Here is a 13,618-nt window from a genome sequence, read left to right as displayed (position 1 = left end):
GGGGGTTATCACGCAGGAGGAAACGATAATGAATTTACCGAACAAGTTGACACTTTCACGTATTTTTTTACTGCCTATTTTCATTTTATTACTGAGCATTCCACTGGATTGGGGAAAATGGTCCATTGGTGACAATGCGCTTCCTGTATCTCATCTAATCGCAGCACTATTATTTATTATCGCAGCTGCAACTGATTGGGTTGATGGGCACTATGCACGGAAATACAACCTGATTACAAACATGGGGAAGTTTCTGGACCCACTTGCCGATAAGCTGCTGGTTGCTTCAGCACTGATTATGCTTGTCGACTTGGGTCTGGCACCAGGATGGATCGTAATTGTTATTATCGGCAGAGAATTTGCCGTCACTGGATTGCGACTGGTAGCTGCCGGAGAAGGCGTTGTCATGGCTGCCGGCAGTATGGGGAAAGTAAAGACAGCCACACAAATGATTGCCATAGCTATCTTGTTGCTTCATAATTTCCCGTTTGCTTTCGCAGGATTTCCACTTGGTTTGATCATGCTGTATGCAGCGCTTGTCTTTACGGTACTTTCAGGATTGGAATATTTTGTTAAAAATTGGCATGTAATGAGGGATTCAAAATAATGACTACCATTAGTACGGAGATTATTGCAGTAGGAACAGAATTATTGCTTGGACAGATTGCCGATACCAATGCGCAATGGATATCAAAAAAGCTTGCTTCCATAGGAATAAATGTCCATCATCATGCTGTTGTTGGTGATAACCGTCATCGTGTGGAAGAACAGTTCCGTGTTTCGAATAAACGATCGGATGTCATCATCGTCACTGGTGGACTTGGGCCCACAGAGGACGATTTAACAAGGGAGGCTTTCCAGCAGGTGTCCGGCAAAGAATTGACAGAACATGAACCATCCATGGAAATGATAAAATCCTATTATGATAAAAAAGGAATGAAGATGACACCAAACAACCGCAAGCAGGCACGAGTATTTGTCGAATCTGATGTTTTTGAAAATCATACCGGAATGGCTCCCGGAATGATTGTTCCATTTGAAAATACAACGTGGATTTTCCTGCCCGGTGTACCGAATGAAATGAAACGAATGATGACCGATCATGTGCTTCCACATTTACAACGTCTGACGGGAGAAGACAGGATTATTAAATCTGTTATGCTCCGTTTTATAGGCATTGGTGAGTCGCGGATTGAACACGACATCCAAGACCTTATTGATCAACAGGAAAATCCAACCATTGCCCCCCTAGCACAAAGTGAAGGCGTTGCCATTCGACTGACAGCTAAAGCCGAAACGGATGACGCAGCTCTTACCTTGATTGAGCAGTCCAAACGCGCCATCCTTAACAGGGTAGGAGATCATTATTTCGGTATGGATGAACAATCATTGGAAGAACAAGTGCTAGAGCGGCTTAAAGAACAGGGAAAAACGGTGGCGGCAGCGGAAAGTTTAACAGGAGGAATGTTTACAGACCGGTTGATTGCGATTCCTGGAGCTTCAGACGCATGCCGCGGCGGAATTGTCTGCTACGATACAACAGTGAAAGAACACGTGCTCGGTGTGGAATCCCGTCTGCTTAACGAGCATGGAACAGTCAGTGAGGAATGCGCTAGGGCAATGGCCGACAATGTCAGCTCACGGTTGGATGCGGATATTGGCATCAGTTTCACAGGTGTCGCAGGTCCTGATCGTTCAGAAGGGCATCCTGCGGGAACAGTGTTTATCGCTCTTTCCGCCGACCGTTCCGGAAAAATTCCAGTGGAAAAGCATGTCTTTTACGGTGATCGCAACGCCATTCGTGAACAAGCCGTTTTAAAGGGTTATGAACTTTTATATCATTTGTTAAAATGAACATATTGACCGGAAAACAAACTAAAAATGGAATTTTACCGACTATTATCCGCGTAAATGTGTTTTTTCTACGTAAAAGACAAGGCAAAATACGGGAACACTCATTCGTTTATTCCTTGGCAAAACAAGAAAAAAAGCGTATGATGTAACCAGGTCATTAAAGGAGGTTAATGCATTGGGAGATAAACAACAAGCTTTGGATATGGCATTGAAGCAAATCGAGAAACAATTTGGCAAAGGATCCATTATGAAACTGGGTGAGCAAGAAGGACAGAAGGTTGCAACGATTCCGAGTGGCTCACTTGCATTGGATGTGGCACTTGGTATTGGTGGCTATCCAAGAGGACGTGTTGTTGAAGTCTACGGGCCCGAATCGTCCGGTAAAACAACCGTCGCCCTGCACGCTATTGCTGAAGCACAGCAGCAGGGCGGGCAAGCTGCTTTCATCGATGCGGAGCACGCTCTTGACCCAACGTATGCACGGGCTCTTGGTGTCGATATTGAGGAATTGCTTTTATCACAACCGGATACTGGTGAACAAGCACTGGAGATTGCTGAGGCACTCGTTCGCAGTGGCGCCGTCGACATTATTGTAGTGGACTCAGTGGCGGCACTGGTACCAAAAGCAGAAATTGAAGGGGAGATGGGAGACTCCCATGTCGGTCTGCAGGCAAGGCTGATGTCACAGGCATTGCGGAAATTATCCGGTGCCATCAACAAGTCTAAAACAACAGCTGTATTTATCAATCAGATCAGAGAAAAAGTTGGTGTTATGTTCGGTAATCCGGAAACAACCACTGGTGGCCGGGCACTTAAATTTTATTCATCTGTCAGACTCGAGGTTCGGCGTGCGGAAACCTTGAAACAAGGAAATGATGTGGTAGGCAACAAAGCGCGATTAAAAGTTGTTAAGAATAAAGTTGCTCCTCCATTCAAACAAGCAGAAGTCGATATAATGTATGGAGAAGGCATTTCCAAAGAAGGGGAAATTCTCGATGTCGGTTCGGAGCTGGATATTATTACGAAAAGTGGTGCCTGGTACTCGTATAACAGTGAACGATTGGGACAGGGACGAGAAAACGCCAAACAGTTCCTGAAAGAAAATGAGGACATCAAACGTGAAATTCATCATGCCATTCGTCAGTATCATAACTTGGATGATGCTCCCGAAAATGAATCGGATGAAGAGAATCATGAGAGTCTTGACGTCTGAAGCTAACCGCGCTTCATCTTTCAATGCTATTAAATCCTTTGCCTGTGGTCATCGGCAAAGGATTTATTTTTGTTGACTGCATGTTTCCTTGACATTGGGTATGGGTGGCATTAAAATTAACTTGTATAATTTTATAGTTTATTATACATTAAATTATTTATTATTGAACATTGTACATGCCAACAATAATGAATCAATTGTACAACTATATAGCAATAGGAGGTGAAACCATGGATAGTCCCTTAATCATCTCCATTTTGCTTGCCGTAATCCTGATCGTCGGTATTGTTGTTGGTTATATGATTCGCCGTTCAATTGCAGAGGCTAAAATATCCAGTGCGGAAAATTTGGCAAAACAGATAGTTGATGAAGGTCATCGAAATGCAGATGCTGCCAAGAAGGAAGCACTTCTGGAAGCAAAAGATGAAAATCAAAAACTGCGCCAAGAAACAGAAGATGAACTCCGTGAGCGCCGGATGGACGTGCAAAAGCAAGAAAACCGTCTGATGCAAAAGGAAGAAAGTCTGGACAATAAGAGTGACGCGCTTGAGAAGCGAGAACTCACACTGGAGGGAAAAGAAGAATCATTAACAGAAAAACAACAACAAATTGAAGAAATGGAAAGCAAAGTGGAAGCAAAACTTAATGAGCAGCAAACGGAGCTTGAACGCATTTCAGGGTATACAACTGACCAGGCGAAACAGGTTATTTTGGACCGAGTGGAGCAAGAGGTCAACCATGAATCAGCATTAATGATTAAAGAAGCTGAGAACCGCGCGAAAGAAGAAGCTGATAAGAAAGCTAAAAATATTCTTTCACTCGCTCTGCAGCGTTGTGCTGCTGACCATGTTGCGGAAACGACTGTATCGGTTGTCAATCTTCCGAATGATGAGATGAAAGGCCGGATTATTGGACGAGAAGGACGCAATATCCGGACACTGGAAACGTTAACCGGTATTGATTTGATTATTGATGACACACCAGAAGCAGTCGTTCTATCAGGATTTGATCCGATTCGCCGTGAAATCGCCCGCATGTCCTTGGAACGTCTTGTTCAAGATGGCCGGATACATCCTGCTAGAATTGAAGAAATGGTTGACAAAGCCAGACGCGATATTGATGATTATATCCGCGAAGTCGGCGAAGAAACAACATTTGAGGTTGGCATTCACGGACTGCACCCGGATCTCGTTAAAATACTCGGTCGTCTGAAATATCGTACAAGCTACGGTCAAAATGTGTTAAAACATTCCACGGAAGTAGCTTATCTATCCGGACTGCTTGCTGCTGAATTAGGTGAAGATGAAGCTTTGGCAAGAAGAGCCGGCCTGCTTCACGATATCGGTAAAGCTGTTGATCATGAAGTCGAGGGAAGCCATGTTGAAATTGGCAAGGAGCTTGGAATCAAGTATAAGGAACACGATGTTGTCATCAATTCCATTGCTTCACACCATGGTGATGAAGAAGCCACTTCCACTATTTCAGTCTTGGTTGCTGCTGCAGACGCACTGTCAGCCGCAAGACCTGGGGCAAGAAGTGAGACATTGGAAAATTACATCAAACGTCTCGAAAAACTGGAAGAAATCTCGGAATCATTTACCGGTGTGGAAAAATCGTTTGCCATTCAGGCCGGTAGGGAAATCCGGATTATGGTTAAACCGGGAGAACTTGATGATATTGATTCCGCTCGTATAGCACGTGATATTCGCAAACAAATTGAGAGCGAACTTGATTATCCTGGTCACATTAAAGTAACAGTTATCAGAGAAACACGTTCAGTGGAATATGCAAAGTAAATAAAACTGAGAAAAGCGGTCAATTTGGCCGCTTTTTCTTTTCTTTACAATATGATGGCAATATGTAACACTGAAATGACATAACATGTTAGGATGAAGCGTAATGAAAATACTGTTTATCGGTGATGTAGCGGGCTCGCCCGGAAGAGACATGGTACAAACATATTTACAGAAATTACAAGACAAACATCGGTCTGATCTGACAATAATCAACGGAGAAAATGCTGCATCCGGTAAAGGGATTACACAAAAAATTTATAAACAAATGTTGCAGTGGGGCGCTCATGTCATCACCATGGGCAATCATACATGGGATAAAAAAGAAATATTTGAGTTCATTGATGACGCCAAAAATATGGTTCGACCAGCTAATTTTCCGGAAGGCACACCAGGAAAAGGTATTACGTTTATGAATATCAATGGAACAGAAGCAGCTGTAATTAATGTGCAAGGTCGAACGTTTCTGCCAGCGATCGATGACCCGTTTCGAAAAATGGATGAATTAATTGAAATAGCGAAAAAACGCACTAATATTATTTTTGTTGATTTTCACGCGGAAGCAACAAGTGAAAAGCAGGCTATGGGATGGTATCTCGACGGTAAAGTTAGTGCAGTGGCGGGAACCCATACTCATACACAAACTGCAGATGAACGTGTATTGCCCAAGGGCACAGCTTATATAACCGATGTTGGCATGACTGGACCTTATGATGCCATTCTGGGTATGGAGAAGGATGCAGTTATAAAGAAGTTTCTGACGGGCTTGCCGGTTCGTTTTGAAATTGATAAAAGCGGACGGACCCAATTAAACGGAATGATTGTCACGGTTGATGAATCATCGGGTCTGGCTACGTCTATTGAACGGATTATGATTAATGATGATCACCCATTCGACAGCTGATTATTTGAAAGTTTAGAATAATTGATGCATAATGTGAGTAATAAGCAACCATCTCCAAGAATATAGTAGCATTAGAAAAACTATAGTACATGAAGGAGGTACCAGTAGTGGAAGTATTAAAAGTTTCAGCTAAATCAAATCCAAATTCAGTAGCAGGAGCACTTGCAAACGTTCTAAGGGAAAGAGGATCAGCGGAGATACAGGCCATCGGTGCCGGTGCATTAAACCAAGCAGTCAAGGCTGTGGCCATTTCAAGAGGATTTGTTGCACCAAGCGGAGTCGATCTCATCTGTATACCGGCATTCACCGATATTATGATCGAGGAAGAAGAGCGAACAGCTATTAAGCTGATTGTTGAACCGAGATAATAGTATAATCATTCCTTCTAGTGTTGTGCATAAGCGCAGCACTTTTTATTTCCTGTGAAAACAGTATCTATTGTTTATTTTAATGGAAACCTTTATAATAAAAACACGTATGGTTTTGCAGATCAAGCTTTTCTATATAAAGACATAAACGAAAGGAGTTGCGATATGAACGAACAACAACGAAAGCAGCAATCATACATCAAACAGGCTGATAATCCGACGGACGTAAAATCCGATGCGGAGAATATGCAACGGCTGAAAAACACAACAAGTGACGATATGATTGCTAAATACTTCGAAACAACGTATGAGCCGCCAAATATGAGCAAAGCCAGAAAACGCGGACGTGATGACGTAGACGTTCATTACGATTTCAATATCCCCGAAGAAATGGAAAACATCGGACAAGATAAAAAATTCATGATTCGAACATATGGGTGCCAGATGAACGAACATGATACGGAAGTGATGGCCGGAATTTTGTCCGAAATGGGTTATGAGTCAACGGATGATAAGCATGAAGCTGATATTATTCTGTTAAACACATGTGCCATAAGGGAAAATGCCGAAAACAAAGTCTTCGGGGAAATTGGTCATCTGAAAGCCTTGAAACGGGAAAATCCGGATTTAATTCTGGGCGTATGCGGCTGCATGTCGCAGGAAGAAAAAGTGGTCAATCGAATTCTTCAAAAGCATCCGCAAATCGATCTGATTTTCGGGACCCATAACATACACCGCCTGCCACACCTTGTGAAAGATGCTATGTTCAGTAAAGAAAAAGTAGTCGAAGTGTGGTCCAAAGAAGGCGATATTATTGAAAACCTTCCGAAAGCCCGCAAAGGCAGTGTGAAAGCATGGGTCAACATTATGTACGGTTGTGATAAATTTTGTACGTACTGCATCGTCCCTATGACACGGGGCAAAGAACGCAGCCGTCTGCCAGAAGATATCATTCAGGAAGTTCGTCACCTGACAGCCCAGGGATATAAAGAAATTACGTTGCTCGGTCAGAATGTCAATGCATACGGCAAGGATTTTGACGATTCGGACTATGGTTTGGGTGACTTGATGGACGACCTTCATAAAATTGACATTCCAAGAATCCGTTTCACTACTTCCCACCCAAGAGACTTTGATGACCGTCTGATTGAGGTACTTTCTCAAGGCGGAAACTTACTTGACCACATTCATTTGCCTGTACAATCGGGAAGCAGCGAGGTACTGAAAAAGATGAACCGTCGATACACCCGTGAAGAGTATTTGGAATTAGTGCGGAAAATACGCCAAGCCATGCCAAATGCAACGCTGACGACCGATATCATCGTCGGATTCCCGAATGAAACGGAAGAACAATTTGAAGAAACCATGTCGCTGGTGGAAGAAGTCGGATTTGAATCGGCGTTCACATTCATTTATTCACCGCGGGAAGGCACTCCAGCTGCACGCAAACAGGATGATGTGCCAGAAGACGTTAAGAAACAGCGTCTCTACCGTCTGAATGAACTCGTGAATAAGCAATCGGCTGAATCAATGGGACAGTATCAGGATCAAGTTGTGAAAGTGCTTGTGGACGGCGAAAGTAAAAAGGATCCGGATGTGCTTGCTGGGTATACTGAGCGCAATAAACTTGTCAACTTTAAGGGACCCAAATCCCTTATTGGAAGCTTGGTTGATGTCCAAATTACCGAAACGAAAACATGGTCGTTAAACGGCGTTATGGCAGAAACGACGGCAGAGGTGAAATAATATGGCACAATATTCTCGAAAAGAAATTTTGGATGAAGCAAAACATCTTGCTGATATGCTGGCGAATACAGAAGAGATTGACCGTTTTAAACAAGTAGAAGCCAAAATTAATAACAATCAAAAGGTGCAGCAACTGATTAAAAAAATTAAAACATTACAGAAACAAGCCGTTAATTTTCAAGCATATGGTAAAACAGAAGCATTGAAAAATGTGGAAGAAGAAATCGATCGGCTCCATGAGGAAGTGGATGCCATACCCATTGTACAGGAATTCAAAGAAACGCAGGGTGTCGTCAACGATGTATTGCAGCTGGTGTCCGGCACCATTTCCAGAGAAGTGACCAACAATGTTATCACATCAACAGGTGGCAACCTTCTGGAAGGCACAACAGGAACCAAATGGGGAGATGAAGAAGCAGCGAACAGTTAATAATGTTATCTTTTCTGCCCCGATCATATACTTGATTGAGTATCAGTTTGATGTCAACAGCATACACTGGCCGGGTGAATAGGAACCCGGCTTTTTTGCGTTCCTTCTTTCTCATGAGTCACTTTAGGTATTTGTCTTGCATACGATGACTATGAGAAAAAGGAGGTAACGAAGCTATGTCATTTCTTGATCATGATTACCGAGAAGTTATAACAAAGGCTGTTTGTGGAAAAGGAAGAAAGTTCACTCAAGCCACCCACCACATCCAACCGTCCCACAGACCATCAAGCATACTCGGTTGCTGGGTTATCAATCATCTGTACAACGCCAAGAAAAAATCAGAGGACACGGTGGAAATCAATGGAAGCTACGACATTAACATCTGGTATTCGTACAATGACAACACTAAAACAGAAGTCGTCACAGAACGTGTTACGTATTATGACCATATTCCCTTATCTGTTAAAGATGATAATTGCCTGAATGATGACTATGATGTTATAGCCAAGGTCATACAGCAGCCGAATTGCCTGGAATGTGAGATAGACAGTCATGGAAACAACATTTCTGTTGACGTGGAACGCGAATTTGTCGTACAAATTATTGGCGAAACGAAGGTTGCTGTTAAGGTTGACCCTAAAGGATTCACACTGGATGATGACGATGACTGGAATTTTGATATCACCGATGACGAACTACATGACGTAAAACCTGATTTTGTTAACCGGGATAAAGATTGAAGAACTTACGAGGGGTAATACTCTCGTAAGTTTTTCTTCTGATCCGTCCCGGGCATTCGTCTGGGTTCGGTTAAATATGCTATAATAGAACAATATATTCGCAAGTACGTTCTGGAGGATGCATTATGGCTGTAAATACACCAATGATGGAGCAATATTTAAAGATAAAAGCGGATCACAAAGACGCGTTTCTATTTTTCCGATTGGGTGACTTTTATGAGATGTTTTTTGATGATGCTATTCAGGCAGCCAGGGAATTGGAAATCACATTGACAAAACGGGATGGTGGAAAACAGGATTCCGTCCCTATGTGCGGTGTACCCTACCATTCCGCTGAAACCTATATTAAAACTTTAATCGATAAAGGTTATAAAGTCGCCATCTGTGAGCAGGTTGAAGACCCGAAAGCAACCAAAGGCGTTGTTAAACGGGAAGTCATTCAATTAATCACTCCAGGGACCGTCATGGAAAATACTATGTTGGACGAACAGAGCAACCATTATATCGCTAGCATATCCCATTTTTCAGAAGGCTCGTACGTGATAGTTTATAATGATTTGTCGGTAGGGGAAACAAACGTTGCACTTATTTCAGCCGGGTGGAATGCTGTGCTTCATGAACTTTACAACCAGCCGGTCAAAGAAATGGTCATTTCCTCAGAACTGCCGGACGTTCTGCAAAACGATCTGAAAGACAAACTGAACATCACGTTGTCCTATATGGATGACACAACATTTAATGCGGAGTACCGTGAATTGTGCAGCCATTTGAATGATCAACGATTGGTTAAGGCATTCAGCCGGCTTCTTAATTACATTCAGGAAACGCAAAAACGTTCGCTGGATCATTTACAGCCGGCTGCTGTCATCGAATTGGACCAACATCTGTCTCTGGATATGTATTCCAAACGCAACTTGGAATTAACGGAAACAATCATGAAAAAAGGCAAACATGGCAGTCTGCTCTGGGTACTTGATCAAACAGTGACAGCGATGGGATCGCGAATGCTTAAAAAATGGCTGGATCGCCCGCTTCTTTATAAACAGGAAATTGAAAACCGCCTTAACGTTGTAGAACAGTTGCTGAACGGTTTTATGGAACGGGATGAACTCAGGGAAACACTGCGATCCGTTTATGATTTGGAACGGCTTGCCGGCAGAATCGCTTATGGGAATGTGAACGCGCGTGATTTGCTTCAACTTAAGCAATCACTTGCTAAAATTCCTGATGTGAAGCAGATTTTAAGTGTATTCAATGATGATGGTATACGTGCGTTTTATAATAAATTGCAATACCCGGAAGACCTTGTATCCTTGCTCGAACAAAGCCTGGCCGACGAACCACCTATATCCATTACTGAAGGCTCTATCATTAAAGATGGTTATGATGAAAAGCTTGATTCCTATCGGGAAGCGTCACGCAATGGAAAGCAATGGATAGCAGAATTGGAGCAAAAAGAAAAAGCAGCTACCGGTATTAAATCGTTAAAAGTTGGATTCAACCGTGTTTTCGGGTATTATATTGAAGTGACGAAAGCCAATCTGCATCTTTTGCCGGAAGAACGATATGAACGAAAACAGACACTAACCAATGCGGAACGATATATAACGCCGGAACTGAAGGAAAAAGAGGCCTTAATTCTGGAAGCCGAAGAAAAAAGTGTGGATCTGGAGTATCAATTATTCAATACGATTCGTGATACAGTGAAAGAACATATTTCCTCTATACAACTTTTAGCGGAGACTATCAGCCAGATTGATGTTCTGCAAGGATTTGCGACGGTCAGTGAAAGCAACGGGTATACACGTCCGGTGTTTTCATCCCATCGTTTGTCCATCAATAATGGACGTCACCCTGTTGTGGAGCAGGTGATGCACGATGATACGTTTGTACCGAATCATATTCAGCTCGATGATGAAACATCAATCCTGCTTATTACCGGTCCGAATATGTCCGGAAAAAGTACCTATATGCGCCAGCTGGCCTTAACGGTGATTATGGGACAAATTGGTTGCTACGTCCCGTGTGAAGCAGCAGAGCTATTGTTATTTGATCAAATTTTCACTCGTATAGGAGCTGCTGATGACCTTGTTTCCGGGCAAAGTACATTTATGGTTGAAATGCTTGAAACCAACCATGCGATCGAAAACGCCACGGAAAACAGCCTAATTCTTCTCGATGAAATCGGACGCGGTACAAGCACCTATGACGGAATGGCTTTAGCACAGGCTGTTGTTGAACACATTCATGACAAGATTCATGCGAAAACAGTATTTTCAACGCATTATCATGAATTGACAGCTCTTGAGAATTCACTGGAAAAGCTAAAAAACATTCATGTCCGCGCTGACGAATACGACGGGAATGTCATTTTTTTGCACCAAGTCAAAGAAGGTGCTGCTGATCAGAGCTACGGCATTCAAGTTGCCAAATTGGCAGAGCTTCCATCCCCACTTATTGAACGGGCGAATACCATTCTGGATCAATTGGAAAACAGTGACACGACAAAGACTGACGATAGCGGTCAATTGTCGTTCTTTGGTGAAGAAAACAGTGTAAAAGAGAAAAAACCTGTTGCAGAACAAACAGAATCGATTATTCTCAATGATTTAAAAACTATGAATTTGTTTGACATGACACCACTTGATGCCATGAATACATTGTATCGACTTCAACAAAAAGCCAAAAAATAAGCCAGGAAAGGACAAATTCCATGGAAATTTTTCAAATGCCGGATGCGCTTTCCAATAAAATAGCCGCAGGAGAAGTCGTGGAACGTCCTGCTTCCGTTGTCAAAGAACTGATTGAAAACAGTATCGATGCCGACAGCACATTTATAGCGGTAGAATTGACTGAAGCCGGATTGGAAAAGGTCAAAGTAACGGATAATGGCAACGGGATGACGGAAGAAGATGCGGAGAAGGCCTTTTTACGACACGCGACAAGCAAAATTAAAAATGAAACTGACTTGTTTCGCGTCAATACATTGGGATTTCGAGGAGAAGCCCTCGCCAGTATTGCTGCTGTGAGCAGACTGACTGTGAAAACGTCACAGGGAGACAATGCTGGCACATACCTGCAATTTGAAGGTGGTACCATAAAAGAACGTTCAAAAAGTGATGCCCGCAAAGGAACGGAAATAGTAGTGGAAAACTTGTTCTTTAACACACCGGCACGGTTAAAATATATGAAAACCATTCATACAGAATTAGGACATGTAACCGATTTGCTGAACCGGCTGGCAATTTCTCACCCCGATATCCGTTTTGAGCTGCGTCATAATGGCAAATCACTTTTTAAAACAACCGGCAGCGGTGATCTTCTGCAAGTAATCGGTCACATCTATGGCATGGGAACAGCCAGGAAGATGCTTCCAATCCAGCATGAAACCCTGGACTTTTCCATCAAAGGCTATATCACAAAACCCGAGACTACCAGAGCGTCGCGCAATTATATATCCACAATTATTAATGGACGCTATATCAAAAGTATGCAGTTGTCGCAGGCTATTTTAAGAGGGTATCATACATTGCTACCTGTCGGCCGATTTCCGATCACGGTGTTAGCTATTGAAATGGATCCCATTCTGATGGATGTTAATGTTCATCCAACCAAGCTGGAAGCCCGCTTCAGTAAAGATCAGGAACTCGTTGCAGCCATAGAAGAAATGATTCGTTCAACGTTTCGTCGTACATCGCTCATACCGGAAATGGAACAGAAAAAGTCGGAGCCAAGCACGGTTACCGTACAAAACGCCATGCCGTTGGACGAACCGGTTTCAAAACACTCATCGAACGAAACACACGAACAAGTGAACGAACCCCGGCCAGCCTTAACGTCAGAGGAACCTCTGTTGCATGAAGAACCGGAATCGGTGGCCATATCCGGAGAAACGCCCGATGATACCAGCAATGGAGACAATGTTGGAGCTGTAAAGCGGACAACGGCTGAACACGACATGGATCCAGAGAACGGGAAAAACGAATCAATGCCGGTCATTTATCCCATCGGCCAGCTGCATGGCACCTATATTCTCGCCCAAAACGAGAACGGCTTTTATATGATTGATCAGCACGCAGCCCAAGAACGGATTAAATTTGAACAATTTCGAAAACATTTGGGACAGACGCCTAATGAAGTTCAAGAGCTCTTAATTCCATTAACATTTGATTTTTCGAAACAGGAAGCGATGTTTATCGAACAGCATAAAGACGAATTAGCCAGCGTCGGGTTATTTTTAGAGCCATTTGGACAACAGTCATACATTATACGATCCTTACCGGTTTGGTTTCCAGATGGACTGGAAGAAGATATCATCCGGGGAATGATTGAACAAATGATACAACGGGAAACCATCAATATCGAGGCAATCCGGGAAGATGCGGCTGCCTTGATGTCCTGCAAACGGTCGATCAAAGCAAACCATTATTTAAATCAAGAAGATATGACAAGACTACTGAACGACTTGCGACAAGCGAACGATCCGTTCACATGTCCGCATGGTCGTCCTGTCATCATTCATTTTTCGTCTTACGAACTTGAAAAAATGTTCAAACGGGTTATGTAGACA

11 protein-coding genes are annotated in these 13,618 nt (G+C 42.9%); all 11 read left to right on the top strand.

What is annotated here, in order from left to right:
* Positions 1–28: 28 nt before the first annotated feature.
* The 11 genes from pgsA to mutL all read left to right on the top strand — a co-directional run bounded on the left by pgsA (position 29) and on the right by mutL (position 13,615).
* Positions 29–607 (top strand): CDP-diacylglycerol--glycerol-3-phosphate 3-phosphatidyltransferase, encoded by a 579-nt coding sequence (gene pgsA / locus ACZ5Q7_RS11745; RefSeq protein ID WP_343753291.1) that lies wholly within the window; start codon positions 29–31, stop codon positions 605–607.
* A complete protein-coding gene (locus tag ACZ5Q7_RS11740; protein ID WP_343753289.1) occupies positions 607–1,854 on the top strand; it encodes a competence/damage-inducible protein A in 1,248 nt (415 codons plus the stop codon). Before pgsA ends, ACZ5Q7_RS11740 begins: the two co-directional genes overlap by 1 nt.
* A gap of 175 nt (positions 1,855–2,029) precedes the next feature.
* The gene (gene recA, locus ACZ5Q7_RS11735) at positions 2,030–3,067 is read left to right on the top strand and encodes a recombinase RecA (protein WP_343753287.1); all 1,038 of its coding nucleotides are present in this window, start codon (positions 2,030–2,032) and stop codon (positions 3,065–3,067) included.
* Between the two features lie 230 nt (positions 3,068–3,297).
* Positions 3,298–4,863, top strand: a complete 1,566-nt coding sequence (gene rny, locus ACZ5Q7_RS11730; protein WP_343753285.1) for a ribonuclease Y — start codon at positions 3,298–3,300, stop codon at positions 4,861–4,863.
* 103 nt (positions 4,864–4,966) lie between these two features.
* Complete coding sequence (locus ACZ5Q7_RS11725) at positions 4,967–5,764, top strand: TIGR00282 family metallophosphoesterase (protein ID WP_343753283.1); 798 nt, start codon at positions 4,967–4,969, stop codon at positions 5,762–5,764.
* 107 nt (positions 5,765–5,871) lie between these two features.
* Positions 5,872–6,132 (top strand): stage V sporulation protein S, encoded by a 261-nt coding sequence (locus tag ACZ5Q7_RS11720; protein ID WP_129674070.1) that lies wholly within the window; start codon positions 5,872–5,874, stop codon positions 6,130–6,132.
* Positions 6,133–6,297: 165 nt separating this feature from the next.
* Complete coding sequence (miaB, locus tag ACZ5Q7_RS11715) at positions 6,298–7,878, top strand: tRNA (N6-isopentenyl adenosine(37)-C2)-methylthiotransferase MiaB (protein ID WP_343753277.1); 1,581 nt, start codon at positions 6,298–6,300, stop codon at positions 7,876–7,878.
* Between the two features lies 1 nt (position 7,879).
* Entirely contained in the window at positions 7,880–8,308 is a 429-nt protein-coding gene (locus ACZ5Q7_RS11710) for a YlbF/YmcA family competence regulator (RefSeq protein WP_343753275.1), read from the top strand.
* Between the two features lie 176 nt (positions 8,309–8,484).
* Complete coding sequence (gene cotE, locus ACZ5Q7_RS11705) at positions 8,485–9,048, top strand: outer spore coat protein CotE (protein WP_343753273.1); 564 nt, start codon at positions 8,485–8,487, stop codon at positions 9,046–9,048.
* A gap of 125 nt (positions 9,049–9,173) precedes the next feature.
* On the top strand, positions 9,174–11,741 hold the full coding sequence (mutS, locus tag ACZ5Q7_RS11700) for a DNA mismatch repair protein MutS (protein WP_343753271.1): 2,568 nt from the start codon (positions 9,174–9,176) through the stop codon (positions 11,739–11,741).
* 20 nt (positions 11,742–11,761) lie between these two features.
* Entirely contained in the window at positions 11,762–13,615 is a 1,854-nt protein-coding gene (mutL, locus tag ACZ5Q7_RS11695; protein ID WP_343753269.1) for a DNA mismatch repair endonuclease MutL, read from the top strand.
* The last annotated feature ends 3 nt before the right edge of the window (positions 13,616–13,618 follow it).

It is taken from the genome of Lentibacillus halophilus, assembly GCF_055395055.1.
Note: the sequence above shows the minus strand (reverse complement) of the source record. Positions and strands in the feature narration are given on the sequence as shown.